This is a genomic window from Tsukamurella sp. TY48 (genome assembly GCF_019656655.1).
Lineage (GTDB): Bacteria > Actinomycetota > Actinomycetes > Mycobacteriales > Mycobacteriaceae > Tsukamurella > Tsukamurella strandjordii.
Genome location: NZ_BPMV01000001.1, coordinates 1,136,610 through 1,160,758 on the forward strand (window position 1 = coordinate 1,136,610; position 24,149 = coordinate 1,160,758).

The following is a 24,149-nucleotide window of genomic DNA, read 5'->3' on the forward strand; positions in this document are numbered from 1 at the left end:
CTTCGATCGGGCTCGCGCCCGATGACCGACGGTCTGTGGTGGAACGATCCGGTTGGCACCGGATTCCGAGAGTCCAGAGTACTCGGAAAGTGGCACGCCACAAAATCGAGGCGGAACCTACCCCACGGCCACCCCGGACTCGGTGTAGACGATCCGCAGTGCCAGGCCCGCCTCCGGCCCCATCACCCGCGCGGCCAGGTCCACGAACGCGGCGGTGAAGACGCCACCGTGCGCCGCGGCGTCACCGTCGCTCTCGGCCACCAGGTGATGCGCGAGCTCGTGCAGGATCACCAGCTCACGCAGGGCCCAGGCACCGTCGCGCCCGTCCGGGACGGCGATGGTGGGCACCCGCCCCGCGCCCCGCTCGTAATGCGCCCCGGCGGCGCCCGCCCGGGAGCGCACCCGCACCTGACCCTGCGGCACCACCCGGTCGACGTAGGCCTGCACCGAGGCGGTCGAGCCGAACCGCGCCTCGGGCGGCAGCGTGAGCGGCACGCCGAGAACGTCGACGGTGCGCCCGCCGGCCGCGTGCTCGAACAGACCGCGGATCAGTTCCTCGGCCGCGTAGACCGCGGCCCGCTGCGAGTCCCGCTCCGTCACACGTCCTTCGCGACCTTGAGCTGCTCGGTGACCGACTTGAGGACGGCCGAGATGTCGGGGAAGCCGATCGGCTCCACCAGCAGGGCGTAGGTCTGCGGCGCCGACGCCACCACGATCACGGTCACGATGTCGCCCGGGGTGGTGACGCCCTGCGTGGAGACGAGGATCTTCGCCGAGACCTTCGCGGCCGGCACCCCGTCGACCGTGACCGCCTCGGGCTGCGACAGATCGGTGATCCGCGGGTTCGTCGAGTTGTAGCCGGCGCCGGCGGCGATGCACGGCATCATCCGCGATGCCGCGTCCTTCGGGTCGAGCTTGGAGCTGAAGTTGGTCTGCCCCACCTCGGCGCCCGCCTGCCAGTTCTGGCCGGGGATCGCCTGCTGCAGTCCCGCGGCGGCCTTGCTCTGCGCGTAGACCGTGTACGTCTCCTTGACCCAGCCGGGCGCCGCCGAGATCGGGAAGGACAGGGGACCGGAGACCACCCGGTCGCTCACGTCGGACGCCTTACCCGTGCCGGGCAGGCCGCAGTCGATCTCCCCCGACGGCGCGGACGTGGCGGCACCGGCGCTCGGGTTCGCAGACGAATCCGACGAGCCCGACGGTCCGGTGAGGAGCACGACCGCCGCCACGACCACCGCGATCACCAGCACCACCGCGACGCCGATCGCGATGTACAGCGGGGTGCGGTTCGGCTTCTGCGGGGGCTGCCCCGGGTACTGCTGGTAGCCGTACGCGGGCTGACCGTAGCCGGGTTGCTGCGAGTATCCCGGCTGCTGGCCGTAACCGGGTTGCTGTCCGTAGGGCTGGTAGGGCTGCTGGCCGCCGTACGGTTGCTGCTGCGGGTACTGCTGGTAGCCGTCCTGAGACGGGTTCTGCCCGTACGGATCCTGCGGGTTGCTCATACGTCTCGCGCCACCTTCAGCTGGTCGAAGATCTGCTGGGCCACCGCTGCGCGCGCCTCGTCGCCGATCGGTGTATCCGACATGAAGTATGCCTGCGGAGCCGAGTCGATGACCACCACAGTCACGATGTCGCCCGGGAAATTCAGGCCCTCTTTCTGCACCAGCACCCGTGCGGTGACGCGGGACGCCGCCACCCCGTCCACGGTGACCGCCTGCGGTTCGGTGAGGCCCTCCACCCGCGGCGAATACCGGGCGTAGCCCGCGCCGGCGGCGATGCACGGCACCATGCGCCGCGCGGCTTCCGCGCTGGTGATCTTCGAGGTGAAGGTGGTGAGCCCGATCTCGGCGTGCGCCTGCCAGGACTGCCCGGGGATCGAATCCCGCAGCCCCTGGGCCAGGGCGCTCTGCGCATAGGCGGTGTAGTCCTGCGGGATCCAGGTGGGCGCGGCCGACACGGGGAAGGACAGCGGGCCGGCCACCACGCGGTCGGTGATCGGCACGGTGGGGCTCTCCCCGGGCAGGCCGCAGGACGCCTCCGTCGTGATGGTCGACGGTGCCGCGTCGGTCCCGCCCTTCGTGTCCCGCGTGAGCACCACGGCCACCGCGGCCACGGCGACCACCAGCACCAGCACGACCGCCGCGCCCGCCACCCACCACACGGTGCGGTTCGGCTTCTGCGGCGGAGGACCGGCGGCGGGCGCGCTGTACTGCGCGTAGGGATTCGGCGGTTGCGCGCCGTGATACTGCGGGCCCTGATTCTGCGGGCCCTGATTCTGCGGGCCGGGGTACTGCGGCCCCGTCGGCCCCGGGTACGGCCCCGTCATCGGCCGGCCCCCGGACGGAGCGCGCCCCGCGCCCCCGGCAGTTCCTGGTGCGCACCCAACCGCGCCGACCGACCGGCCCGGTCGCCGGCGCGCCGCGCACCGTCGGAGTAGCCCGCCGAGGCGGCCGCGCCCCGCCAACTCCCCCGCGCCGTGGACTCGGCCTCGTAGAAGGACACCAGCTCGAGTTCCTTGTCGCGCAACGCGATCGTGGTTCCCGGCTCGTCGCGCCGGGTGTGCTCCTTGGTCTCCTCCGCCCGCGCCTCCGCGAGGCGCACGCCGATCCGCGCCGCGAACGCCGACTGGAAGTTGATCCGCGCCGTGACCCCCGCGACGGGCTTGGTCTCGACCCACCGGCGCCGGGTGCGCCGATCCTCGTAGAGCTGCTGCACCGTCTCCGACTTGTAGGCGCCCGACCGGATGTACGCGTCCGAGGCGCGCACCATCTGGATCACCAGCGAGGCGTACAGCGCCTCGCACGCATCGATGTCCTCGGCGAAGCCGTAGGCGAAGACGAACGTGGAGTTGGACGCGATATCGCAGCGCACATCGTTCGACCCTGCGATGGCCACGAACAGCTCGACGAAGGTGCGCAGCCCGCGCCGCCCCGCCTCCCCGATCCGGACGGTGCGCTGCTCCGGCGTGGCGCGGGCCCGCTCCCGGCCGCGCTGATGCGCACGCGCCAGCGCGAGATCGATCGAGGCCGACGTCGCCAGCCGCTGCGCCGCCTCGGTGAAGGTGGCCGCCTCGTGCTCGTTGTCGGTGCCCTCCGCCTGCCGCAGCAGCGCGCCGATCCGGGCGAGCAGCTTGTCGTCGTCCATGGACGCGAGATTACCCACCCGCACCGACACGAGGCGGCAGGCCGCGGGGCCAAGCGAACGAAAAGTGCCCGGCAGGCCGCCGCTCGTAGCCTGGGCGGCAATCGCGGATCCACCGCCGGAGAGGGGAAACATGTCGACACCGCACGGCCCGTACCCACCGGTCTACGACCTCGACCCGGCGGTCTCCCCGTACCCGATCCCCCGCTATCCGGCGGGTCCGAGCACGCCCGGCACCGGGCCGAACGGTGAGCGGTTCGACGATCCCGAGTCCACGCTGGGCATCGTCGGCCTGGTGCTCGCACTGTTCTGCGGGCTGCCGGGGCTGATCGTCTCGCTGATCGCGCTCAACAACTCCAAGCGGCGCGGCTACCGCAACACCATAGCCCTGGTCGGCGCGATCATCGGCGGTGTCGGCACCCTGCTGCCGCTCGTCTACCTCGGCTTCCTGGTGCTGCTGCTGGTGGCCTGAGGCGCACCGTCGACCCGGTCCGGAAAACGCGACAGCCCCCGACCGGTGAGGTCGGGGGCTGTCGTGGTTACAGGCCCTGAATGGGGACGGAGGCTAGGCCTCCTCCTCCGCGAGGTTGCTCACTCGCGACGGATCCACCTGGATGCCCGGTCCGGTGGTCGTCGAGACGGTGACCTTCTTCAGGTACCGGCCCTTGGCCGCCGACGGCTTCGCGCGCAGGATCTCGTCCAGCGCGGCGCCGTAGTTCTCCACCAGCTGCTTCTCCGTGAACGAAGCCTTGCCGATCACGAAGTGCAGGTTCGACGCCTTGTCGACGCGGAAGTTGATCTTGCCGCCCTTGATGTCGCCGACGGCCTTGGTGACGTCGGGCGTCACGGTGCCGGTCTTCGGGTTCGGCATCAGGCCACGGGGGCCCAGCACGCGAGCGATGCGACCGACCTTGGCCATCTGATCCGGGGTGGCGATCGCGGCGTCGAACTCGAGCCAGCCGCCCTGGATCTTCTCGATCAGGTCCTCGGCGCCCACCTCGTCGGCACCCGCGGCCTTGGCCTCTTCGGCCTTGTCGCCGACGGCGAAGACGATCACGCGGGCCGTCTTACCGGTGCCGTTCGGCAGGTTGACGGTGCCGCGCACCATCTGATCGGCCTTGCGCGGGTCGACGCCGAGTCGCATGGCGACCTCGACGGTGGCGTCCTGCTTGGTGGAGGAGGTCTCCTTGGCCAGCGTGACAGCCTCGAGCGGGCTGTACAGCTTGTCCTTGTCGACCTTCTCGGCAGCGGCCTTGTAGGCCTTGCTGTTCTTGCTCATGAAAACTCTTTCGTTTCTTGCCCGGCTAGTGGGCAGTGAGTGGTTCTGCGGGCCGAGCCGGCCCTCCCACGGGACGCACCAGGGCGTCCCGGCGACTTACTCGACGGTGATACCCATCGAGCGAGCAGTGCCGGCGATGATCTTCGCGGCCTGATCGATGTCGTTCGCGTTCAGGTCTTCCTTCTTGGTCTCGGCGATCTCGCGCACCTGATCCCAGGTCACCTTGGCGACCTTGGTCTTGTGCGGCTCGCCCGAGCCCTTCTGCACACCCGCTGCCTTGAGCAGCAGCTTGGCGGCCGGAGGAGTCTTCAGCTTGAAGTCGAAAGAACGGTCCTCGTAGACCGTGATCTCGACCGGGATGACGTTGCCACGCTGCGACTCGGTCGCGGCGTTGTACGCCTTGCAGAACTCCATGATGTTGACGCCGTGCTGACCAAGCGCGGGACCCACGGGCGGAGCAGGGTTGGCCTGCCCGGCCTGGATCTGCAGCTTGATGAGCCCGGCGACCTTCTTCTTCTTCGGGGGCATCCTCAGTTTCCTTTTTTCATCACCCCACGCCGTTGCACCGGCGCGGGAAGTCTGTTTCTCGCTAGATGATCTTCTCGACCTGGTTGAACGCGAGTTCAACCGGCGTCTCACGACCGAAGATCGAGACGAGCACCTTGAGCTTGCGCTGCTCGGCGTTGATCTCGCTGATCGACGCGGGCAGGGTCGCGAACGGGCCGTCCATGACGGTGACCGACTCGCCGACCTCGAAGTCGACCTCGACCGCGGGACCCTGCGAGACCGCACCGCCCGACGTGGCGGCGGCACCCTCGGCACCGGCCTTGTCCTTGGCGGGCTTGCGACGCGCGCTCTCGGGGAGCAGGAACTTCACGACCTCGTTCATCGTGAGCGGCGAGGGCTTGCTGGTCAGGCCGACGAAGCCGGTGACACCGGGGGTGTTGCGCACGGCGCCCCAGGACTCGTCGTTGAGGTCCATGCGCACCAGGATGTAGCCCGGCAGCACCTTGCGGTTGACCCGCTTCTGCTGGCCGTTCTTGATCTCGGTGACCTCCTCGGTGGGGACCTCCACCTGGAAGATGTAGTCGCCGACGTCGAGGTTCTGCACACGGGTCTCGAGGTTGGCCTTGACCTTGTTCTCGTAGCCCGCGTAGGTGTGGATCACGTACCAGTCGCCGGGGGCGGTGCGCAGCTGCGCCTTCAGCTCCTCGACGGGGTCGACCTCCTCGGCCTCGGCCTCCTCCTCGACGAGTTCGGCGCCGTCACCGGCGGCCGCGTCCTCCTCGGGGGTGCCGAAGACGCTCTCCTCGACCTCGATCAGGGCCTCGTCGGCCTGATCGACGGCGTCCTCGGCCTGCTCGACCTCGGTGGCCGCGGCGGCGTCATCGACCAGCACGTCCTCAGGGGAGTTCTGGTCTGCCTCGTTGTGCTCCGGGGTGCTCACAGCGCCGAAGTTCCTTCCGTCTCGTCTTCTCGTGCCTGGAATATCAGCCGAACGCCCAGAGCATCAGCTTGGCGAAGCCGAGGTCCAGCAGGCTCACGAACGCGGTGAGGACCACCACGAAGATGAGCACGATGATCGTGTAGTTGATCATCTGGCTACGGGTCGGCCAGATGACCTTGCGCAGCTCGGCGACCACCTGCCGCAGGAACAGCCAGATGGCGGCGAAGGGGTTCCGCCGCGGCGGCTTCTCCGGCTCGTTGCGGGACGTGTACTGCGTGACGTCCTTGCTGACCTGCTCGGCCAGCGCGGTGCCACCGCGACGACCGCCGCGCTTGCCCGTGGGGCGGGCCTGCTTGGCGCCGTCCTCGGCGGCGCTGTCGCCGGCGGTGCCGGTGGTCGCGTCGTCGTGCTCGTCGCTCACGCAAATCCCTCCACTGGTCGTCCGGCGAACCGAGGAGCCCGCCTCTGCAGGGGTGACAGGACTTGAACCTGCAACCTGCGGTTTTGGAGACCGCTGCTCTGCCAATTGAGCTACACCCCTTTGCAGAACCAGGAGGTTCTGCACCCGCGACTATCTCGGGGCGCGTTCAAGCACCCGTCAAAGTTGCGGACAGTTCAGTGTACGGCACAGACGCGCCGCACCTCAAAACGGGCGGTCAGGCGAACTGGACCGTGGCGATCGGCTTGCCGAAGATCTTGCGGTCGCCCTGCTTCACGGTGAGCAGCACGACGCCGGTCTTGGTCTCCGGATCGAGCGACTTGATCTTGCCCGCGTACTGCAGCTCGGCCTTCTGGTCGGCGGGGACGTACACCGGCGCGGTGAAGCGCACGCTGTACTCCTTGAGCGCGCCCGGATCGCCCAGCCACTCGGTGACGTAGTTCGAACCGAGGCTCATGGTGAGCATGCCCTGCGCGACCACGTCGTCCATGCCGGCGATCTTCACGATGTGATCCGACCAGTGGATGGGGTTCGGGTCGCCCGTGACACCGGCGTAGTTGACGAGATCGCCGCGGGTCAGCTCGAAGGTCCGCTCGGGGAGCTCCTCGCCCACGGTCACGTCTGCGAAGTTACGAAGTGCCATACATCATCACCTTTTCCATGGCATCCATGAACGCCGGGTCTTCGCCCTCGCCGGAGCGTCCGGCCAGGGTGGTCCAGGACGTGACCAGCAGGTTGCCGTCCTGATCCGTGATCACGTTGCGCGTCACGATGAGATCGACGCCGGCGGCCTGCCGGAAAGCGTCGAAGTGGACGTGCGTCGTGAGGGTCATACCGGCCACGACCGGGGCGTGGAAGTGCGCCTTCTGCTCGGACTGCACCACGGGCCGGCGGCCGTACCCGACGATCGCCTCCTCGAACAGGGGGCGGTGCGCGATGATGCCGATCAGCGAGAACATGATGGGCGGCGCGACCAGATCGGCGTACCCGGCGGCGCGGGCCGCCTCCACATCGTGGTGGATGGGGTCGTGCGCCTGGCTGGCCTGTGCGAACTCGCGGACCTTCTCGCGGCTGACGAAGTACTTGTCCTTGTACTCGTAGTTGTAGCCGACGGCGGCGGCGGTACGGGCCGCCACTTCCTCCGGGCTGAGCTGCTCGGTGACCGGACCACCCGGAACATCGATCTCATGGCTCACGTGTCGAACCTACCTAACGTACTGGGGCTGAAGGCAGTATGCCAAAGGGGAGGGCATCCTCGCGGACGCCCTCCCCTTCGTCGTTGGTCTTAGCGCGATTCGCGGTGCGCCTGGTGCGAGCCGCAGTTCGGGCAGAACTTCTTCAGCTCGAGACGATCGGGATCGTTGCGACGGTTCTTCTTGGTGATGTAGTTGCGGTGCTTGCACACCTCGCACGCCAAGGTGATCTTGGGGCGAACATCTGTCGATGAAGCCACGTCGGTTCCTCTTTCACGATCGATATCAGTTGTAGCGGTGGGGGGGCTCGATCCCCCGACCTCACGATTATGAGTCGTGCGCTCTAACCAGCTGAGCTACACCGCCCTGAGCTATCAGCACTTCGCACTGGTCTAGCGAGCCCCCTGACGGAATCGAACCGTCGACCTTTTCCTTACCATGGAAACGCTCTACCGACTGAGCTAAGGGGGCGGGTTCCGGCTCGCCGTGACAGCGTTCCAGAGCCTCAACGAGACTACACACCGCGGAAGAGTTTGAACAAATCCGCTGGTCACTCCCGTTATCGCTCCGGCCCTCGACGAGCCGATCGTCGAGGGCCGGAGCAGGTGGCACGTGTAGGATTCGAACCTACGTAGGCATAAGCCGACGGATTTACAGTCCGCTCCCATTGGCCGCTCGGGCAACGTGCCTTTCGCTTCCCCGAAGGGCAGCGGACGATACACTACAACGCCCCCACTGGGGCGATCAAACCCGCAGGTCAATTGATAAGGAGCTTCAGCCCCATGGCCGATTCGTCGTTCGACGTGGTGAGCAAGATCGACCGCCAGGAGGTCGCCAACGCCCTCAATCAGGCGTCGAAGGAACTGAGCCAGCGGTACGACTTCCGCGGCACCAACACCACGGTCGAGAGCTCCGGCGAGGACAAGATCGTGATCACCTCCGACGCCGAGGAGCGCGCCAAGGCGGGCCTCGAGGTGTTCCAGGAGAAGCTGATCAAGCGCGGCATCTCGCTCAAGGCCTTCGACGCCGGCGATCCGGTCGCCTCGGGCAAGACCTACAAGATCACCGGCACCCTGGTGGAGGGCATCACCAGCGAGAACGCCAAGAAGATCAGCAAGCTGATCCGCGATGAGGGCCCCAAGTCCGTCAAGCCGCAGATCCAGGGCGACGAGCTCCGCGTCTCCAGCAAGTCCCGCGACGACCTGCAGGCCGTCCAGTCGCTGCTGAAGAACGCCGACCTCGACATCGCCGTCCAGTTCGTCAACTACCGCTAGCTGCGGGGTTCGTCCCCCACGCTGCGCCAGCCCGCGAGCTCTACGTTTCGTCCCCCGCCGCAGGAACATCGTCCGGTGGGGGACGAAACGTTTGAGTCGCCCGACGGTGCCGCGTGGGGGACGTCACGCGGCGGCGAGACCGTGGCGGGCGAACGCCGCGACGAGCTTGCGGCGGAGCAAGGTGTCATCGATCAAGTCCTGCCACCCCCATCGGACGATCTCGATCCCGTGCGCGGTGAAGGCTGCGTGCCGCTCCTTCTCCGCCTCGAGTGTGGCCGCGCGGCGATCGGCCGACTCGCCGTACTTCCCCCGGCCGTCGAACTCTCCGACCAGCGCTCCCCACTCGAAGTCCGCGTAGTGCGTGCGGCCGCCGAATTCGTACCCGGTCTGCAGCCGGGGTACCGGCATCCGCCAGGCGTGCATCAGCATCCGGGACCAGGACTCACCTGCTGACTCGCTGCAGTCGACGGACAGGTGCAGCGCGCGTCTCGCCACTGCGGAGCCGCGCCGCCGGCCGAGTCCGTCGAGCGTGGCCCTCAGCTCGCCGATGCTCACGGGCACCGGGTCCGTGGCGGTCGGGAATCGGCGGACCAATCGCACACTGTCGAGCGCCGCGACCGCGCGCACCAGGTCGCCCGACATGGCCACATCGAGCGCCGTGCGGGCGCGCGTGGTGACCCGCGCACCGTCGACCAGCGTGATCTCGGTCTCCGCCAGCGGCCGCGGGTGCACGTGGATACCCGGCCTGCGGCCGCCGCCGTGTCGCCGGTCGACCGTGAAGTGAACGTCCTTGCGGGCCGGCTGCAGGACCGGGATGTCGTGCAACGCCGCGGCGCTCTCGTGGCTGATGACACCGCTGCACGACCGCGCGGCCGCGAGCACCCGCATGCGGTACAGCGCCCACGGCGGGTAGTCCCCCGCGCGGGCGTAGGCCCCGGTCGCCAGCCTGAGCAGTTCGCCGCGCGTCACCGCGCGGCTGATCTCCGCGCTGTTCCACCCGGTGGCCAGCAGGTACGCCCTCGACAGAATCTCCCCCATGCGTGAATTCAACCCCGGCGGAACTGGGCGGCCGTCCCGCGACTGCGGGGTTATCCACAGGCCGGAGCTGTTTCCACAGCCCTGTTCGTCCCCCTCGCCGCGCCGATCCGCGCGCATCCGGCTTCGTCCCCCACTGCAGGAACGTCGTCAGGTGGGGGACCACACCTTGAGCACGCCCGACGGTGCCGCGCGGGGGACGACCGCGGCCGGGTGCCTAGTCCGTGAGACTCTCCAACCGCCGGACCCGCTCCTCCAACGGCGGATGGATGCGGAAGGCGCGGGCGTAGCGCTCGCCCTCGCGGAAGGGGCTGACCACCATGGCGTGGGCGTGGACGGCGATGTCGGGATCGGGGGGCAGGGGCGCGGTGACCACACCGGCGGCGGTTTTGCGGAGCGCCCGGATGAGCGACGGTGGGTCGCCGGTGAGCAGGGCACCGTCGTGGTCGGCGCGGTACTCGGCGGTCCGCGAGACGCCCAGCCGGATGATGCCGCCGGCGATGGGGGCGAGCACGGAGAGCATGGCGTCGACCACCCGGCTGCGGCGCGACCCGCCGTCGCCGAAGCCGAGGAGGTAGCCGAACCCGGCGAGCCCCACGATCACCGCGCCGACGGCGCCGGCCACCGAGGAGACGAGGGTGTCGCGGGAGTGGATGTGCGCGAGTTCGTGGCCGAGCACGGCGCGCAGCTCGCGTTCGTCGAGCCGGTCGAGCAGCCCCTGCGTGCAGCAGACCGCGGCGTGCGCGGGGTTGTGGCCGGTGGCGAAGGAGTTGGGGGCGTCGGTCGGCGAGACGTAGATCGCGGGCATCGGCTGCCGGGCCGCGGTGGACAGTTCGCGGACCAGCCGGAACAGCAGCGGGTGTTCCAGTTCGGAGACGCGGCGGGCGTGCATCGCGCGCAGCGGCAGCGACGGTCCCGACGTGTAGAGGTAGGTGCACAGGCCCGCCGCGCCGACGATCGCGACGATGAACCCCTCCTGCCCGAAAACGGCGCCGGTGGCCAGCACGAACCCGGCGACCAGCGCCATGAGCAGCGCGGTGCGGATCTGGTTGGCGTGGGCGTGCACTGGGGGTGGTGCCGGGTCAGCCCAGGCGGGCGACCGTGAAGGTGACCAGCGACTCGAGCGCGCGACGCGCCTCCGATTCGGGCAGCTGCGCGAGCTCGGAGCGCGCGGTGTCGGCGTAGCCCTCCAGCGTGACGCGGGCCTGCTTCATGCCCTCGGACCGGCCGAGGAGTTCGATGGCCTCGGCGACGAGCGCATCGTCGGTGACGGGGCCCACGAGGATCTCGCGGAGCCGGTCACCGTCGGGGCCCGGGTCGCGCAGGGCGTGCAGCACCGGCAGTGTCCAGACGCCCTCGCGCAGGTCGGTGCCCGGAGTCTTGCCGGACTGCTGCGCCACCGAGCTGATGTCGATGATGTCGTCGCTGATCTGGAAGGCCATGCCGATGGCGTCGCCGATGCGGTACATGCGCTGCGCCAGCTCCTCGGACGCGCCGCCGTGCAGCGCGCCGAGCAGGCCGCAGGTGGCGATGAGGCTGGCAGTCTTGCCCCAGATGGTGTCGAGGTAGTGCTGCACCGGGTCGGAATCACCAGCGCCCTTGAGTTCGAGCATCTGGCCGGTGACGAGTTCGCCGAAGCACTTGGCGATCACGCCGACGGCGCGGGGGCCGAGGTCGGCGCCGAATCCGGAGGCCTTGGCGAACAGGAAGTCGCCGGCGAGGATCGCGATCGAGTTGCCCCACCGGGCGTTGGCCGACGGTGCGCCGCGGCGCGCGTCGGCCTCGTCCATCACGTCGTCGTGGTACAGGGTGGCGAGGTGGGTGAGTTCCATCGCCGCTGCGGCGGTGATCACCTGGTCGGACGGGCTGCCCGCGATGCGCCCGGACAGCAGGGTGAACATGGGCCGGAACCGCTTGCCGCCGGCCTCGAAGAGGTGCAGTGCCTCCTCGATCACGCATCCGTTCGCCTCGGCGATGCCGTCGGCGATCACTTGCTCGACCCGGGCCAGATCGGCACGGACCCCCGCCGCGAACTCCTCGGACCCGAGGTCGACTCCGGTCACCGTCTTCTCCACGAGTTCAGCCTAGCGGGCGCACGGCGCTGTGCAGCGCGACGATGCCGCCGGTGAGGTTCGTCCAGCGCACGTCGCCCCATCCCGACTCCCGGATGATGTCGGCGAGGGCGGCTTGGTCGGGCCAGCTCTTGATGGATTCGGCCAGGTAGGTGTAGGCCTCGGGGTTGGACGAGCCGCGGGCGACCAGCTGGATGGCCTGGAGTGCGACGTTTTCGTAAAGGGCGCGGAAGGCGCCGTTGGTGGGGGTGGAGAACTCGCACACCACGAGCCGGCCGCCGGGCCGCACCACGCGGGCCATTTCCCGCAGGCCGGCGGCGGTGTCCTGCACATTGCGCAGGCCGAAGGAGATGGTGGCGGCGTCGAAGGAGTCGTCGGCGAAGGGCAGTGCCATCGCGTCGCCGGCCACCATCGGCACGGGCCGGAAGGAGCCGGCGTGCAGCATGCCGGTGGAGAAGTCGCAGGCCGCGGCCCAGGCGCCGGACCGGGCGAGTTCGACGGTGGAGACGCCGGTGCCGGCGGCGAGGTCGAGCACCTTCTCCCCCGCCTTGAGCTCGAGCGTCTGCCGGGTGCGGCGGCGCCAGTAGCGGTCCAGGCCGCCGGTCATCAAGGTGTTGGTGCGGTCGTATCGACGGGCGACACCGTCGAACATCGACGCCACCTCGCCGGCCTGCTTTTCCAGCGATGCTCGTCCCATGCCCCGAAAGCTACACGAAGTCAGACGGCCCGCCCGACGGCGACATCGGGGGCTCCGGTGATCACGCTCTCGTAGTGCGCGAACAGCTGATCGCACAGCGCCGGCCAGGTGCGGGCGAGCACCGATCGGCGGGCGGCCTCGCCGAACCGGGCGCGCAGGGCGGGATCGGCGAGGGTGTCGATCACGCCGGGCAGCAGATCGGCGAATTCGGCGGTGGGCAGCAGGTAGCCGTTGCGGCAGTGCGCGACCAGGTCGCGGGGTCCGCCCTGGTCCGGCGCGATGGACGGGACGCCGGAGGCGAGGGCCTCCTGCACGGCCTGGCAGAAGGTCTCGTGCTCGCCGGGGTGCACGAAGACGTCGAGGGAGGCGTAGGCGGCGCCGAGGTCGGCCCCGCCGAGCTGTCCGGTGAAGACGGCGTCGGGGAGGAGTTCGCCGAGGCGCGCGCGTTCGGGGCCGTCGCCGACGATGACGAGCTGCACGTCGTCCCGGCCGGACAGTCCGGCGAGGCGTTCGACGTGCTTCTCGGCGGCGAGGCGGCCGACGAAGCCGACGATCATCCGATCGGGGTGATCGCCGAGCCATCGGGCGCGCAGCTCGGCGCTGCGGTGCGACGGTGCGAAGCGTTCGGCGTCCACGCCGCGGGCCCAGGTCTTCACGCGGGGGATGCGGTGGTCGCGCAGGTCGCGGATCGATGCGGACGACGGTGCCAGGGTGAGGTCGCACTGCTTGTGCAGTTGCCGGGTCCACCACCAGGCGGCGCGCTGGAGCGGGCCGAACCCGTAGGAGCCGGCGAATCCCGCGACGTCGGTCTGGAAGATCGCGACGGTGGGGATGCCGAGTCGCTTGGCGGCGGCGAGGCCGCCGGCGCCGAGGAAGTAGGGCGAGGCGAGGTGCACCACGTCGGGGCGGAAGTCGCGCAGCACGTCCACCATGAGCATTCCGGGCTGTCCGATGGGCAGCGATGAGATGCCGGGCAGCATCCGCGCGGGCACCCGGTACACGGGGAAGCCGAGGTGCTCCAGCGGGGCGGGGTCCGAGCCGGCGACGGAGTCGGGCGCGATCACGATGGCCTCGGTGCCGGTGCGCCGGCAGTGTTCGAGCACCCGCAGCACCGAGTTGGTCACTCCGTTGACGTTCGGGAGGAAGGATTCCGCGACGATGGCGATACGCACGAGGTCAGTGTGGCCGGACCCGGTGCCGCGACGTGGCCTATCGGTTGTCGGTCGTCGGAACGTCGGGTGAACTGTCGGTCACCGGGGCGGCCGGTTCCGCGTCGGCGGTGCGCCGGTAGGTCACGGCGATGAGCGTCATGATCGATCCGACCACGAGCCAGGTGACGCCGGCGACGGACGCGGCGGGGAGGATCGCGACGTGGGCGTCGCGTCCGGCGACGCGCACGAGTTCGGGGTCGTCGCGGCTGTATTCGACCTGGATCCGGTCGCCGACGGTGAGTCCGCTGGGGTAGAGCACGCCGAGCGGCGGATTGTGGTTGACGCCGTCGGGTGTGTAGAAGCTGATGGTCGAGCGGCGGGGTCCGGCGGAGAGCACCTCCGCGGTGGCGGCGCCGAGGTTCTTCTCGATGGTGCGGTCGTCGCGCCAGGCGGCGAGCACGAGCACCACGCACAGGCCGGTGATGAGGATGGCGGTCCACAGCAGCACGAGCTGCACGCGCCGCAGGGCGGTACGGCTCACCGGCCCTCCCCCGTGATGCGGGCGCGCATCCCGGCGTGCAGGGCGCGCAGGCCGGTGCGTTGGGTGCGCACCTCCACCACCCGCAGGCCGGGTTCGGCGGCGATGGCGGCCAGTTCGTCGATCTCGGCGAGCCGGTATTCGATGCCGTAGGCGGTGCAGAGGGCGGCGAGGTCGGTGCCGTGCGGGGTACCGAAGACGCGGGCGGCGGCACCGTCGTATTCGGCGCCGGAGTACCGCTCCTCCCCTTGTTCGAGCAGGTTGAAGATGCCGCCGCCGTTGTCGTTGGCGACCACGATGGTGAGGTCGCGGGGCCGCGGCTCGTCGGGGCCGATGAGCAGGCCGGAGGCGTCGTGCACGAAGGTGAGGTCGCCCATGAGGGCCACGGTGCGGCGGTCGGGCAGGGCGAGGGCGGCGCCGACCGCGGTGCTCACGGTGCCGTCGATGCCGGCGACGCCGCGGTTGGAGAGCACCGTGACGCCGGCGGGGAGGTCGCCGGCGAGGGCCACATCGCGCACGGGGTTGGAGGCGCCCACCACGAGTTGGTCGCCGGGGTGCAGGGCTGCGCACACGGCGCGGGCCACGTGCAGTCCGGTGACGGGTTCGGCGTCGAGTCCGTCGGCGACGGCCGCCCGGGCCAGACGGTCCGCCTCGGCGCAGCGGGCGAGCCAGGCCTCGTCGGGGTCGCCGACGGGGACCACGCGGGTGCCGGTGGCGGCGACGTTGCCGGAGACGTCGGGCCAGCGGGGGCCGGTGGTGACGGCGTAGACGGTGACGTCGGGGTCGGCGAGCAGTGCGCTCACCTCGCGGTGCAGGGTGGGCCGCCCGCAGATGATGGCCTGCCGGGGGCGCAGCAGCGGGAGCGCCCAGGGGTGCAGCGGGTTCTCGGCGCGGGGCGCGGTGGGTTCGGCGACGGTGGGCAGGTGGCGCAGCGCGGGGTTCTCGCCGGCGCCGTGTCCGGAGATGACCACGGTGTCGGGGCTCAGGTCGATGGGCAGCGGTACGTCGAGGGTGGCGACGGGGGCCACGGTCCAGGGGCCGCCGTCGGGGCGGCCCTGGGCGAGGGCGGGCGACGGGTCGTCGGGCACGAGGGGTTCGCGCAGCGGGATGTCGAATTGGACGGGGCCGGCGTTGCCGGTGCGGGCGCCGCGGGCGGCGGCGAGCGCGCGGCAGACGGCGCTGCGCCACTGGGAGTTCCGGTCGAGGCCGGGTTCGGCGAGGCCGAGGGAGAGGCTGGCGCGCACCTGGGTGCCGAAGATGCCGAACTGTTCCACGGTCTGGTTGGCGCCGGAGCCGAGCAGCTCGTACGGGCGGTTGGCGCTGATCACCAGGAGCGGGACGCGGGCGTAGTTGGCTTCGTAGACGGCGGGGCTGAGGTTGGCGACGGCGGTGCCGGAGGTCATGATCACGGCCACCGGGCGGCGGGTGGCGGAGGCGATGCCGACGGCGAGGAAGCCAGCGGTGCGTTCGTCGATGCGCACGTGCAGCCGCAGGTCGCCGCGGACGTCGGCGGCGTGCACGGCGAAGGCGAGCGGTGCATTGCGGGAGCCGGGGCACAGCACGATGTCGGTGACGCCGCCGCGCACCAGCTCGTCCACGATCACGCGCGCCTGCAGCGTGGACGGGTTGGGTGCGGCGTTGTGCATGGCGACCACCTTACGACCGACCAGCGGTGGCGGTGCACCGCGAACGCCCCCGCAGCGCCGCGCGAACACTGCTAACATGGCGCCATGACTGCGGGTACCAGGGAATTCGACATCATCGTTTTCGGCGCCACCGGCTTCGTCGGCGAGCTCACGGCCCGGCATCTGGCCTGGCACGCACCCGCGGGGGTGAAGGTGGCCCTGGCCGGGCGTTCGCAGGAGAAGCTGGAGAGGCTGCGCGATCGCCTGGGTGGCGACGCCGCCGGCTGGGGCATCGTGACCGCCGATGTCGATGCCCCGTCCACGGTGGATGCGATGGTCGCGCGCACCACGGTGCTGTGCACCACGGTGGGCCCGTACGCGAAGTACGGCGAGATCGTGGTGGGCGCGTGCGTGAACGCGGGAACCCATTACACCGATCTCACGGGCGAGGTGCTGTTCGCGCGCCGCTCCATCGACAAGTTCCATGAGCAGGCCGCCGCGAACGGAACGAAGATCGTGCATTCCTGCGGATTCGACTCGATCCCTTCGGATCTGGGCACGTACCTGGTGTACGAGCGCGCCAAGTCCGACGGTGCCGGCACGCTCGGCCCCACCACGCTGGTGATCCGCTCGATCCGCGGCGGTGCGAGCGGCGGCACCATCGCCTCGGCGATCGGCCTGGCGGACGAGGTGACCGCGGACCGCGAGGCGCGGCGGGTGGCGGGCCGGCCGCATTCGCTCAGCGTGGATCCCACGCGCGAGGCGCCGCAGCAGCCGGGCGACCTGTCGGTGGTGAACGCCGCCTCGGTCGATCCGTCACTGTCGGGCACGCTGGCGCCGTTCTTCATGGCCAGCTACAACACTCGTGTGGTGCGGCGTTCGAACGGTTTGCTGGACTTCGCGTACGGCCCCGATTTCAGTTACCGCGAGACGATGGCGGTGCCGGGCCCCTCGGTGGTCTCGAAGGTCGGTTCGCATCTGGTGCAGGGTGCGCTCGCGGTGGGGATGGGCGCGTTGGCGATCAAGCCGCTGCGCCCCGTGCTCGACCGCATCCTGCCGCAGCCGGGCCAGGGACCCAGCGAGAAGTCGCAGGCGAAGGGCAATTTCATCGCCGATGTCTACTCGCGCACCACGGGTGGGCGGCGCTACCGGTCGACGATCGGCGCCGATCTGGACCCCGGCTACAGCGGCACGGCCGTGATGCTGGGCGAGTCCAGCCTCGCGCTCGCCCTCGACGGTGACGCGGCCCGCGGCGGGGCGAAGCTGCCGGACCGCGGCGGCGTGCTCACTCCCGCGGTCGCGTTGGGCGATGCGCTGGCGGATCGCCTTCGCGCGCAGGGCTTCACCGTGAAGGTCGACGAGCTGTCGTAGCTCAGGCCAGGGCCAGGAAGAGCTTCTCGAGCTTCTGCTGGTCCACGTTCTCGGGGCCCTCGGTGGCGATGCAGTGCTGCAGGCCGGTGGCCACGAGGGCGTAGCCGCTACGGCCGAGCGCCTTGTTGACGGCGGCGAGCTGGGTGAGTACGTCCTCGCACTCCTCGCCCTCCTCGAGCATCCGGATCACGGTGGCGAGGTGTCCGTGGGCCCGCTTGAGCCGGGTCACAATGGGTTTCGCACCCTCGTCGGGGATCCTCATCGCGTCACCGCCGCGGTGAGGATCTTGATGTTCGCGACCGTGCGGGCGTGCTGCGCCATGCCGTTCCCCTCTTCCCGCCGCCGGTCGGCCGGAGATCGGTTCCATTGTACAACCCCCTAGGGGGATGCTACGTTCCTCGTATCCCCCCGGGGGGATACGAGAGGAGTCTTCCGTGTCGCACACCGCCGACGGGGCCGCACCGTCCACCACCCCGCGAACGCCGCGCCCGGGCCCGCTCGGGTGCCTCGGCGGCTGGGTGATCGACCATCGTCGTTCGGTCGCCGTCACCTGGCTGCTCGCGATCATCGCGCTGGGGCTGTTCGCGCCGTTCGTGGAGAAGAACCTGTCCGGCGCCGGCTGGCAGGCGAACGGATCGGAATCGGTGCAGGCCAGGGAGCTGGCGCAGGCGCACTTCGGGGGCAACGCCAGTCATGCGATCCAGGTGGTGGTCAGCAGCGCGGGCGCCCCCCTCGACCAGGGCGACGGTCCGCGGGTGCTCGCACGGGTCACCGAGATCCTGCGCGCCGATGCGCGGATCGCCGAGGTCGTGGCGCCGCAGCCCGGTGCCGGACTGAGCGCCGACGGCCGCACCGCCGTCGTGCTCGGCGGCGCCGGGGCCGACACCAACGAGATGGTGCGTGCCGCCACGGATCTCAAGGATTCGCTGGGTGCGGCGTCCACGGCGGACATCTCCGTGAACCCGACCGGCTCGTCGATGCTGTGGTCGGATTTCAACGCCGCCAACCTCTCCGCCATGCTCACGTCCGAGATGCTCTCCTGGCCGGTGACACTCGCGATCCTGGTGCTCGCCTTCGGCACGCTGGTGGCGGCGGGCCTGCCACTCGCGCTGACCCTGGCGGGCCTGGTCGCGTCGGCCGGTTCGCTGGTGCTGATCAACGAGATCGTCCCGGTGTCGATCTGGGCCATGAACTTCGCGATGATGTTCTCCCTGGCCCTGGGCATCGACTACGCCCTGTTCCTGGTGGTGCGTTACCGCGCCGCGCGAATGGAACAGGGCCTGTCCCGGCGGGATTCGATCGCACAGATGATGGATACCGCGGGCAAGGCGGTACTCCTGTCCGGCATCACGGTGCTCGTCTCGCTGTCGGCAGTGATGCTGGTGCCCTCCCCGTCGTTCCGCTCGATGGCGGGCGGAATCATGGTGTCGGTGGTGTTCATCCTGGCCGCCACGCTCACGCTGCTGCCGGTGGTGCTGTTCGTCCTCGACATGCGGATCAACAACCTGCCGATTCCGTGGGCGCAGGCCGCCACCCACCGGTCGCCGCGATTCGAGCGCTGGGGCGCGCGGTTGTGGCGCAATCCGCTGGCGTGGGGCGGCGGGGCACTGGCCGTCCTGATCGCGCTGGCCGTGCCCGTGATCGGACTCCGCACAGCGATGCCCTCGATCACGGTGCTTCCCGAGAGCGCCGATGCGCGAGTCGGTTACAACGAGGTGCAACGCGCCTTCGGGCCGGGCGCTCCGGGCACCCTGCAGATCGTGGTGCCCACCGCCGAGGCTCCCGCCGCCGCGCAGGTGCTCGGCACCGATCCCGGGATCGCCGGCGCGATGCCCGCGATGCCCGCGGCCGACGGCAGTGGGTTGAGCCTGATCGCCGCGGTGCCGGGCGTCGACCCGTCCGATCCGGCGCTCGCGGGTACCGTCGACCGGCTGCGCGCCACCCTGCCCGACGGTGCGCTGGTCGGCGGCGCCGCGGTCGAGAACATCGATCTGAAGAAGCAGCTCGACAGGTCGACACCGCTGGTGATCGGCATCATCCTGATCCTGGGATTCGTACTGCTGGTGGTGGCGCTGCGGGCGCCGCTCATCGCGCTGCTCGGTACCGGGGTGAGCCTGCTGTCCACGGCGGCGGCCTTCGGTGTGGCCCGGCTGATCTTCCAGGACGGATTCGGTTCATCGTTCCTGGGTTTCGAATCGCAGGGATTCCTGGACGCGTGGGCACCGGTCTTCTTCTTCGCGATGATCTTCGCCATCGCCATGGATTACACGGTGTTCCTGTTGTCGTCGGCGAAGGAGCATTGGGAACGCACGGGCGATCCCGAGCAGGCGATGGTGGGCGCGGTCGCGCAATCGGGTCGGGTGATCTTCGCCGCGGGCGGCGTGATGGTGGCGGTGTTCTTCACCTTCGCGCTGTCGGGGCCGCTGCCGCCGAAGGAGATGGGCGTGATCCTCGGCGTCGCGGTGCTGCTCGACACCTTCCTGGTGCGGCTGATCCTGCTGCCGGTGCTGCTGCGCCTCACCGGGCGCCGTGCGTGGGCCTGCCCCGCTCCCCTGGCGCGGGTGCTCCCGGACATCAGCTTCGCGCACGACGCGGGTGATCCGGCCGCGGCGGCGGATACCATTCACTAGCGCGCGCTTTCGAGGTGTTCCGCGAGTTCGCCGGCGCCCCGGAGCCAGAGGAGAGACCATGTGCCACGCCGTCCCCTGCCGTACGTGCGGCAAGACCACCTGGGCCGGGTGCGGCTCGCACGTCGACGCGGTGCGGGCGATGGTCGCGCCGCAGGACTGGTGCGCCGGTCACGCGGCCGAGGAGCCGGCCGCCACGCGCCGCAGGCTCCCCTGGTTCCGCTAGCCGCGGTCGTCGGTGGGCGTGGGCGGCGCCAGCTTGGTGCGGTCCTCGGCGGCGATCAGCCGCTGCACCCGTTCCTGCGCCTCGCGGATTCCATCGGCGTAGAGCTTCTCGTCGGCGGTGCCGTCGGTGAGCGCGAAGTCGAACTCGCGGCTGGTTCCCAGCCGGTCGGCGGCCTCGGCGAAGCGGCCCTGCCTGCGGTAACCGTCGGCCAGGTTCAGATGCAGCGAGGGCATGAACCCGGCGACCGTGAGGGTGGGGTGGATGGCCTGGAGATCGGCGTCGGAGACGTTCACCGATTCCCTCAGCGAGACCTCGTCCCACGCCACCTCATCGTCGAGGTCCTCCTGCAGATCGGCGATGAAGTGCGCGGCGATGCAGCGGGAGGCGTGATCGGCGGGGTCGATCTCCGCCCAGAGCGCGTCCAGCTTCGGCTTCCGGGAATCCGGCTCCGCGGTGAGGGCGGCGTTCAGTTCGGTCATCAGGTTCTCCACGCTCCGGACCCTAGACCACGCCACCGACAATCTCAGCGCGGGCGGATTCGTCGGCCGTTCCGGGTGTGGCGGGGCACCGGCACCGCTACAAAGGGGAGGTGAGACGAATTCTGGCATCGGCCCTCCTCGTGCTGCTCACCCTGTCCGTCGGGGCCGTCCCGGCCGCGCACGCCGCGGACGTCGAGGCCGCGATCGCGCGCGGGATGACACTGGTGGGTACCGATACCTTCGGCGAGTACGGCTGTGAGGACTTCGTCGATTTCGCCTACGGCCGCACCACCGCCAACGGCATCCCCCGCGATCATGCGCGGTCGTTCTACGAGGCGCTCGCCACCAAGGGGCTGGGGCATCCCGAGCTTCCGGCACCGCGCGGCGCGCTGGTCTTCACCGAGAGCGATTACGGCTTCCACGTCGATATCTCGCTCGGCGACGGCACCTACCTCAGCGGCGCCGTGCAGGGCCTGGCCCGCGGGCTCGGGGACGGCAGTCAGATCCAGATCATCGATGCGCCGAATCCGCGGCCGCACCGGCTACTGGGCTGGGCCCACGCTCCCTGGAAGTAGTGCGGCGCAGCGTCGCAGGCGGTCGAGCCACCAGTCGCGGCGCTCACCCGTCTCCTCGACGGCGGCGATGGTGGCCTCGTCGGGGTCGACCGCGGCCACGCGCAGCGCACCGTCGACCACGGGGTGCGTGCCGAGGTCGGCCGTGAAGAAGCCGCCGGTGCCCAGCCCCGCCGCGTTCCCCTCGGGAATCGCTGCGGCCGCGGCGATACCGGCGGTGAGGCCGACGGCGGTGTCGAGCGCGGAGGAGACGGTCACGCGTACGCCGGCGGCGGCGCGGAGCTTGGCCGCCACGTCGAGCACCGCCCGGACCCCGCCCAACGGCGGCACCTTGACCACCGCGACGTCGGCGGCACCCAGCTCGGCGACGCGCATGGGATCGTCTGCGCGGCGGATGGATTCGTCGGCGGCCACATCACAGGCGCCGGCGAGGAGGGCGCGCAGTTCGGCGAGTTCCTCGACGGTGCGGCAGGGCTGTTCGGCGTAGTCCAGCGGCCCCTGCTCCAGGATCTGGCTGATCACGGCGTACGCCTCGGGCACCGTCCAGCCGCCGTTGGCGTCGATGCGGACGGCACCGTCCGGCCCGAGGGCGGCGCGCACGGCGGCCACGCGGGCCACGTCGTCCTCGGCGCTCTGCCCCTTCTCGGCCACCTTCACCTTGGCCACCCGGCAGCCGGGGAACCGGGACAGCACCTCGGGGACCTGCGCGGCGGTCACGGCGGGCACGGTCGCGTTGATGGGCACGACGGTGCGCACCGGGTCCGGGAAGCCCTCGTACGCCGCCTCGATGCCGGCCCGCAGCCAGTTGGAAGATTCGGCGTCGTCGTACTCCGCGAACGGGGCGAATTCGCCCCAGCCGGCGGGGCCGCGGAAGACGACGGCTTCGCGAGCGGTGATGCCGCGGAAGCGGACCCGCATCGGCAGCCGGACCACGCGAGCGGAGGCGAGGAGTTCGTCGACGTCGACCATGCCCCCAGGGTAGGGGGCGCGAGTGCTAGGCGCTGTAGTCGTAGAAGCCTGCGCCCGTCTTGCGACCGAGCCGGCCGGAATCGACGTACTCGTGCAGCAGGCGGCGCGGGCCCTCGGGCAGGTTCGGATTCTCGGCGGCGTAGTGGTTCTCGATGTCGAGCACCACATCGAGGCCCACGTTGTCCATCATCTGGAAGGGGCCGACGGGCATGTGCCAGTTGACCTTGAACATGCCGTCCACGTCTTCCGGGGTGGCGACGCCCTCGGCCACCACGGCGAGGGATTCGCGCTTGATGGCGGCCCACACCCGGTTGAAGATGAAGCCGGTGCTCTCCTTCTTGGCCTCGAACGGGATCACGCCGAATTCGGGGAGGATCTGCAGGAGCGAGTCGATCAGCTCACGGGAGGTGTCGCCGTCGGACATGAGGTCGACCGCGTTCGCGGTGGGCGGCATGTAGAAGTGCATGTTGAGGAAGCGGGTCTTGTCGGTGATCCGCTCGTCCATGAGCCGCGAGGCGTAGGAGCTGGAGTTGGTGGCGAAGATCGCGTCGGCGGGTGCGGCCTCGTCGATCTGGCCCCACAACGGGATCTTGATGTCGAGCCGCTCGGGGACCGCCTCGATGATCAGCCAGGCGTCCCGGACGGCGGCGGCCAGATCGTCGTGGGCCACGGCGCGCCCCACGGCGCCGGTTCCGCGCTCGGTGATGATGCCCGGAAGGGTCTGCGCCACATAGTCGACGGCGGCCTGCGCCTGCGTGGCGTCGGGGTCGTAGACGCGGGCCTCGCCACCGCGGCTGCAGAACATGAGGGCGATGCGTCGGCCCAGTGTTCCGGCGCCGATCACGGCGACGGGGCGGTTCTTGATCGCGTCGAAGGTGTACGCGTAGTTCATGGCTACTCCTGATGGGTGAGGGAGGTCAGGCGCGGGCTGCACCGCGGGTCGCGGTGGCCGGGCTGCCGATCATCGAAGTTGATTCGATCACTTAAGTAATCGTACTCCGGGTGGACGGCCCCGGTTCACGCCACCCGGTGGCGGCCGACAGTAGAGTCGGACGGGTGACTTTCAATCCCGAGCTGTGGAAGCCCGTCCCGGGCTTCGAGGACCTGACGGACATCACCTACCACCGGCACATCAGCCAGGGCACGGTGCGCGTCGCGTTCGACCGCCCGGAGGTGCGCAACGCCTTCCGGCCGCACACCGTGGATGAGCTGTACTCGGTGATGGACCACGCGCGGCGGTCGGCCGATGTGGGTGCGGTGCTGCTGACCGGTAACGGTCCGGCACCGAAAGACGGGGTGTGGGCGTTCTGCTCCGGTGGCGATCAGCGGATTCGTGGGCGCAGCGGGTACCAGTACGCGACGAGCCACGACTCCGATGTCGAGGCGGCGACCGCGGACGGCGTCGACGAGGCCCGGGTGAAGGCCGAGGGCGGCCGGCTGCACATCCTGGAGGTGCAGCGGCTGATCCGGTTCATGCCGAAGGTGGTGATCGCGCTGGTGAACGGCTGGGCCGCCGGCGGCGGGCATTCGCTGCACGTGACGTGCGATCTGACGCTGGCCTCGCGGGAGCACGCGAAGTTCAAGCAGACCGATGCCGATGTGGGCAGCTTCGACGCCGGCTACGGCAGCGCCTATCTCGCGAAGCAGGTGGGCAACAAGTTCGCGCGCGAGATCTTCTTCCTGGGCGATGTGTACAGCGCCGAGGACATGCACCGCATGGGCGCCGTGAACCGAGTCGTCGATCACGACGAGCTGGAGAACGTGGCACTGGAGTGGACCGCGAAGATCCTCGGCAAGAGCCCGCAGGCGCAGCGAATGCTGAAGTACGCCTTCAATCTTCCCGACGACGGACTTGTCGGGCAGCAGCTCTTCGCCGGTGAGGCGACCCGCCTGGCCTACATGACCGACGAGGCTGTGGAGGGCCGGGATTCCTTCCTAGAGAAGCGCGCCCCCGACTGGTCACCGTTCCCCTACTACTACTAGCCGACGCTAGTGCAGAGTTAAAGCTAGTGCA

29 protein-coding genes and 4 tRNA genes are annotated in these 24,149 nt (G+C 70.0%); 7 read left to right on the forward strand and 26 right to left on the reverse strand.

The features are described from left to right. Nucleotides 1–117: 117 nt before the first annotated feature. Genes TTY48_RS05520 through TTY48_RS05535 form a run of 4 tightly spaced genes read right to left on the reverse strand, consistent with a single transcriptional unit; the run spans nucleotide 118 to nucleotide 3,144 of the window. Nucleotides 118–600 carry a TIGR04338 family metallohydrolase gene (locus TTY48_RS05520; protein ID WP_220656551.1) on the reverse strand — a complete coding sequence of 161 codons (483 nt, stop codon included), beginning with the start codon at nucleotides 598–600 and terminating at the stop codon, nucleotides 118–120. Continuing rightward, nucleotides 597–1,502 (reverse strand): hypothetical protein, encoded by a 906-nt coding sequence (locus TTY48_RS05525; RefSeq protein WP_220656552.1) that lies wholly within the window; start codon nucleotides 1,500–1,502, stop codon nucleotides 597–599. The genes TTY48_RS05520 and TTY48_RS05525 overlap by 4 nt, the downstream gene beginning before the upstream one ends. Beyond that, nucleotides 1,499–2,326 carry a hypothetical protein gene (locus tag TTY48_RS05530; protein ID WP_220656553.1) on the reverse strand — a complete coding sequence of 276 codons (828 nt, stop codon included), beginning with the start codon at nucleotides 2,324–2,326 and terminating at the stop codon, nucleotides 1,499–1,501. The genes TTY48_RS05525 and TTY48_RS05530 overlap by 4 nt, the downstream gene beginning before the upstream one ends. Next, nucleotides 2,323–3,144, reverse strand: a complete 822-nt coding sequence (locus TTY48_RS05535) for a DUF2786 domain-containing protein (protein WP_220656554.1) — start codon at nucleotides 3,142–3,144, stop codon at nucleotides 2,323–2,325. The genes TTY48_RS05530 and TTY48_RS05535 overlap by 4 nt, the downstream gene beginning before the upstream one ends. A 130-nt stretch (nucleotides 3,145–3,274) precedes the next feature. On the opposite strand from TTY48_RS05535, the gene TTY48_RS05540 reads away from it, so the two are divergent. Continuing rightward, complete coding sequence (locus TTY48_RS05540; protein ID WP_220656555.1) at nucleotides 3,275–3,613, forward strand: DUF4190 domain-containing protein; 339 nt, start codon at nucleotides 3,275–3,277, stop codon at nucleotides 3,611–3,613. 93 nt (nucleotides 3,614–3,706) lie between these two features. On the opposite strand, the gene rplA is transcribed toward TTY48_RS05540, so the two are convergent. From rplA to TTY48_RS05595, 11 genes are all read right to left on the reverse strand, one after another. Next, on the reverse strand, nucleotides 3,707–4,420 hold the full coding sequence (gene rplA, locus TTY48_RS05545) for a 50S ribosomal protein L1 (RefSeq protein ID WP_220656556.1): 714 nt from the start codon (nucleotides 4,418–4,420) through the stop codon (nucleotides 3,707–3,709). A gap of 96 nt (nucleotides 4,421–4,516) precedes the next feature. Beyond that, on the reverse strand, nucleotides 4,517–4,948 hold the full coding sequence (gene rplK / locus TTY48_RS05550; RefSeq protein ID WP_068523954.1) for a 50S ribosomal protein L11: 432 nt from the start codon (nucleotides 4,946–4,948) through the stop codon (nucleotides 4,517–4,519). Between the two features lie 61 nt (nucleotides 4,949–5,009). Then, complete coding sequence (gene nusG, locus TTY48_RS05555; protein WP_220656557.1) at nucleotides 5,010–5,867, reverse strand: transcription termination/antitermination protein NusG; 858 nt, start codon at nucleotides 5,865–5,867, stop codon at nucleotides 5,010–5,012. Nucleotides 5,868–5,910: 43 nt separating this feature from the next. Continuing rightward, nucleotides 5,911–6,288: a preprotein translocase subunit SecE gene (gene secE, locus TTY48_RS05560; protein WP_220656558.1), complete on the reverse strand. Its 378-nt coding sequence runs from the start codon at nucleotides 6,286–6,288 to the stop codon at nucleotides 5,911–5,913. A 47-nt stretch (nucleotides 6,289–6,335) separates the two neighbouring features. Then, nucleotides 6,336–6,408 (reverse strand) — tRNA-Trp (locus TTY48_RS05565). 115 nt (nucleotides 6,409–6,523) lie between these two features. Beyond that, entirely contained in the window at nucleotides 6,524–6,949 is a 426-nt protein-coding gene (hadB, locus tag TTY48_RS05570; protein ID WP_220656559.1) for a (3R)-hydroxyacyl-ACP dehydratase subunit HadB, read from the reverse strand. Continuing rightward, entirely contained in the window at nucleotides 6,936–7,502 is a 567-nt protein-coding gene (gene hadA, locus TTY48_RS05575) for a (3R)-hydroxyacyl-ACP dehydratase subunit HadA (protein WP_220656560.1), read from the reverse strand. The genes hadB and hadA overlap by 14 nt, the downstream gene beginning before the upstream one ends. 89 nt (nucleotides 7,503–7,591) lie before the next feature. After that, on the reverse strand, nucleotides 7,592–7,759 hold the full coding sequence (gene rpmG / locus TTY48_RS05580; RefSeq protein ID WP_013125415.1) for a 50S ribosomal protein L33: 168 nt from the start codon (nucleotides 7,757–7,759) through the stop codon (nucleotides 7,592–7,594). Nucleotides 7,760–7,791: 32 nt separating this feature from the next. Next, a tRNA-Met gene (locus TTY48_RS05585) sits at nucleotides 7,792–7,865 on the reverse strand. A 32-nt stretch (nucleotides 7,866–7,897) separates the two neighbouring features. Next, nucleotides 7,898–7,970 (reverse strand) — tRNA-Thr (locus TTY48_RS05590). Between the two features lie 135 nt (nucleotides 7,971–8,105). After that, a tRNA-Tyr gene (locus TTY48_RS05595) sits at nucleotides 8,106–8,188 on the reverse strand. 93 nt (nucleotides 8,189–8,281) lie between these two features. Between TTY48_RS05595 and TTY48_RS05600 the strand changes: the two genes are divergently transcribed. After that, nucleotides 8,282–8,773, forward strand: coding sequence for a YajQ family cyclic di-GMP-binding protein (locus TTY48_RS05600; protein WP_220656561.1), 492 nt, complete (start codon nucleotides 8,282–8,284; stop codon nucleotides 8,771–8,773). 123 nt (nucleotides 8,774–8,896) lie between these two features. Here TTY48_RS05600 and TTY48_RS05605 read toward each other — a convergent pair whose 3' ends face one another. The 7 genes from TTY48_RS05605 to menD form a co-directional block, all read right to left on the reverse strand. Further along, nucleotides 8,897–9,811 carry a hypothetical protein gene (locus TTY48_RS05605; RefSeq protein ID WP_220656562.1) on the reverse strand — a complete coding sequence of 305 codons (915 nt, stop codon included), beginning with the start codon at nucleotides 9,809–9,811 and terminating at the stop codon, nucleotides 8,897–8,899. Between the two features lie 214 nt (nucleotides 9,812–10,025). Continuing rightward, entirely contained in the window at nucleotides 10,026–10,835 is an 810-nt protein-coding gene (locus TTY48_RS05610; RefSeq protein WP_255585722.1) for a M48 family metalloprotease, read from the reverse strand. A 55-nt stretch (nucleotides 10,836–10,890) separates the two neighbouring features. Then, nucleotides 10,891–11,883 carry a polyprenyl synthetase family protein gene (locus tag TTY48_RS05615; protein ID WP_220656564.1) on the reverse strand — a complete coding sequence of 331 codons (993 nt, stop codon included), beginning with the start codon at nucleotides 11,881–11,883 and terminating at the stop codon, nucleotides 10,891–10,893. Between the two features lie 4 nt (nucleotides 11,884–11,887). Continuing rightward, complete coding sequence (locus TTY48_RS05620) at nucleotides 11,888–12,577, reverse strand: demethylmenaquinone methyltransferase (protein WP_220656565.1); 690 nt, start codon at nucleotides 12,575–12,577, stop codon at nucleotides 11,888–11,890. Between the two features lie 20 nt (nucleotides 12,578–12,597). After that, entirely contained in the window at nucleotides 12,598–13,749 is a 1,152-nt protein-coding gene (locus TTY48_RS05625) for a glycosyltransferase family 1 protein (RefSeq protein WP_220656566.1), read from the reverse strand. Between the two features lie 37 nt (nucleotides 13,750–13,786). Continuing rightward, on the reverse strand, nucleotides 13,787–14,269 hold the full coding sequence (locus TTY48_RS05630; protein WP_220656567.1) for a DUF3592 domain-containing protein: 483 nt from the start codon (nucleotides 14,267–14,269) through the stop codon (nucleotides 13,787–13,789). Continuing rightward, entirely contained in the window at nucleotides 14,266–15,912 is a 1,647-nt protein-coding gene (gene menD, locus TTY48_RS05635; protein ID WP_220656568.1) for a 2-succinyl-5-enolpyruvyl-6-hydroxy-3-cyclohexene-1-carboxylic-acid synthase, read from the reverse strand. The genes TTY48_RS05630 and menD overlap by 4 nt, the downstream gene beginning before the upstream one ends. Before the next feature lie 84 nt (nucleotides 15,913–15,996). Here menD and TTY48_RS05640 point away from each other — a divergent pair, with 84 nt between their 5' ends. Next, nucleotides 15,997–17,262, forward strand: coding sequence for a trans-acting enoyl reductase family protein (locus tag TTY48_RS05640; RefSeq protein WP_220656569.1), 1,266 nt, complete (start codon nucleotides 15,997–15,999; stop codon nucleotides 17,260–17,262). 1 nt (nucleotide 17,263) lies between these two features. On the opposite strand, the gene TTY48_RS05645 is transcribed toward TTY48_RS05640, so the two are convergent. Beyond that, complete coding sequence (locus TTY48_RS05645) at nucleotides 17,264–17,524, reverse strand: metal-sensitive transcriptional regulator (protein WP_220656570.1); 261 nt, start codon at nucleotides 17,522–17,524, stop codon at nucleotides 17,264–17,266. Nucleotides 17,525–17,648: 124 nt separating this feature from the next. Between TTY48_RS05645 and TTY48_RS05650 the strand changes: the two genes are divergently transcribed. Together TTY48_RS05650 and TTY48_RS05655 are read left to right on the forward strand one after the other, a co-directional pair. Further along, on the forward strand, nucleotides 17,649–19,892 hold the full coding sequence (locus TTY48_RS05650; protein ID WP_220656571.1) for an MMPL family transporter: 2,244 nt from the start codon (nucleotides 17,649–17,651) through the stop codon (nucleotides 19,890–19,892). A 58-nt stretch (nucleotides 19,893–19,950) separates the two neighbouring features. Continuing rightward, the gene (locus TTY48_RS05655) at nucleotides 19,951–20,115 is read left to right on the forward strand and encodes a hypothetical protein (protein ID WP_220656572.1); all 165 of its coding nucleotides are present in this window, start codon (nucleotides 19,951–19,953) and stop codon (nucleotides 20,113–20,115) included. Here TTY48_RS05655 and TTY48_RS05660 read toward each other — a convergent pair. Beyond that, nucleotides 20,112–20,594, reverse strand: coding sequence for a hypothetical protein (locus tag TTY48_RS05660; RefSeq protein ID WP_220656573.1), 483 nt, complete (start codon nucleotides 20,592–20,594; stop codon nucleotides 20,112–20,114). The genes TTY48_RS05655 and TTY48_RS05660 overlap by 4 nt on opposite strands. Before the next feature lie 110 nt (nucleotides 20,595–20,704). Between TTY48_RS05660 and TTY48_RS05665 the strand changes: the two genes are divergently transcribed. Next, complete coding sequence (locus TTY48_RS05665; protein ID WP_255585517.1) at nucleotides 20,705–21,169, forward strand: hypothetical protein; 465 nt, start codon at nucleotides 20,705–20,707, stop codon at nucleotides 21,167–21,169. Here TTY48_RS05665 and TTY48_RS05670 read toward each other — a convergent pair. Then, entirely contained in the window at nucleotides 21,137–22,135 is a 999-nt protein-coding gene (locus TTY48_RS05670) for an o-succinylbenzoate synthase (protein WP_220656574.1), read from the reverse strand. The two genes, TTY48_RS05665 and TTY48_RS05670, sit on opposite strands and share 33 nt — an antisense overlap. Nucleotides 22,136–22,160: 25 nt before the next feature. After that, the gene (locus TTY48_RS05675; RefSeq protein ID WP_220656575.1) at nucleotides 22,161–23,027 is read right to left on the reverse strand and encodes a 3-hydroxyacyl-CoA dehydrogenase family protein; all 867 of its coding nucleotides are present in this window, start codon (nucleotides 23,025–23,027) and stop codon (nucleotides 22,161–22,163) included. 164 nt (nucleotides 23,028–23,191) lie between these two features. Here TTY48_RS05675 and TTY48_RS05680 point away from each other — a divergent pair, with 164 nt between their 5' ends. Then, complete coding sequence (locus tag TTY48_RS05680; protein WP_220656576.1) at nucleotides 23,192–24,118, forward strand: 1,4-dihydroxy-2-naphthoyl-CoA synthase; 927 nt, start codon at nucleotides 23,192–23,194, stop codon at nucleotides 24,116–24,118. Nucleotides 24,119–24,149 lie beyond the last annotated feature (31 nt).

Bases quoted from the DNA above. Each gene is read 5' to 3' on its own strand.
- TTY48_RS05525 (WP_220656552.1), bottom strand. From the start codon at position 1,502: ATGAGCAACCCGCAGGATCCGTACGGGCAGAACCCGTCTCAGGACGGC.
- TTY48_RS05530 (WP_220656553.1), bottom strand. From the start codon at position 2,326: ATGACGGGGCCGTACCCGGGGCCGACGGGGCCGCAGTACCCCGGCCCG.
- TTY48_RS05535 (WP_220656554.1), bottom strand. From the start codon at position 3,144: ATGGACGACGACAAGCTGCTCGCCCGGATCGGCGCGCTGCTGCGGCAG.
- TTY48_RS05540 (WP_220656555.1), top strand. From the start codon at position 3,275: ATGTCGACACCGCACGGCCCGTACCCACCGGTCTACGACCTCGACCCG.
- rplA (WP_220656556.1), bottom strand. From the start codon at position 4,420: ATGAGCAAGAACAGCAAGGCCTACAAGGCCGCTGCCGAGAAGGTCGAC.
- rplK (WP_068523954.1), bottom strand. From the start codon at position 4,948: ATGCCCCCGAAGAAGAAGAAGGTCGCCGGGCTCATCAAGCTGCAGATC.
- hadB (WP_220656559.1), bottom strand. From the start codon at position 6,949: ATGGCACTTCGTAACTTCGCAGACGTGACCGTGGGCGAGGAGCTCCCC.
- TTY48_RS05600 (WP_220656561.1), top strand. From the start codon at position 8,282: ATGGCCGATTCGTCGTTCGACGTGGTGAGCAAGATCGACCGCCAGGAG.
- TTY48_RS05605 (WP_220656562.1), bottom strand. From the start codon at position 9,811: ATGGGGGAGATTCTGTCGAGGGCGTACCTGCTGGCCACCGGGTGGAAC.
- TTY48_RS05610 (WP_255585722.1), bottom strand. From the start codon at position 10,835: ATGGCGCTGGTCGCCGGGTTCGTGCTGGCCACCGGCGCCGTTTTCGGG.
- TTY48_RS05620 (WP_220656565.1), bottom strand. From the start codon at position 12,577: ATGGGACGAGCATCGCTGGAAAAGCAGGCCGGCGAGGTGGCGTCGATG.
- menD (WP_220656568.1), bottom strand. From the start codon at position 15,912: ATGCACAACGCCGCACCCAACCCGTCCACGCTGCAGGCGCGCGTGATC.
- TTY48_RS05640 (WP_220656569.1), top strand. From the start codon at position 15,997: ATGACTGCGGGTACCAGGGAATTCGACATCATCGTTTTCGGCGCCACC.
- TTY48_RS05645 (WP_220656570.1), bottom strand. From the start codon at position 17,524: ATGAGGATCCCCGACGAGGGTGCGAAACCCATTGTGACCCGGCTCAAG.
- TTY48_RS05650 (WP_220656571.1), top strand. From the start codon at position 17,649: ATGCTACGTTCCTCGTATCCCCCCGGGGGGATACGAGAGGAGTCTTCC.
- TTY48_RS05655 (WP_220656572.1), top strand. From the start codon at position 19,951: ATGTGCCACGCCGTCCCCTGCCGTACGTGCGGCAAGACCACCTGGGCC.
- TTY48_RS05660 (WP_220656573.1), bottom strand. From the start codon at position 20,594: ATGACCGAACTGAACGCCGCCCTCACCGCGGAGCCGGATTCCCGGAAG.
- TTY48_RS05670 (WP_220656574.1), bottom strand. From the start codon at position 22,135: ATGGTCGACGTCGACGAACTCCTCGCCTCCGCTCGCGTGGTCCGGCTG.
- TTY48_RS05675 (WP_220656575.1), bottom strand. From the start codon at position 23,027: ATGAACTACGCGTACACCTTCGACGCGATCAAGAACCGCCCCGTCGCC.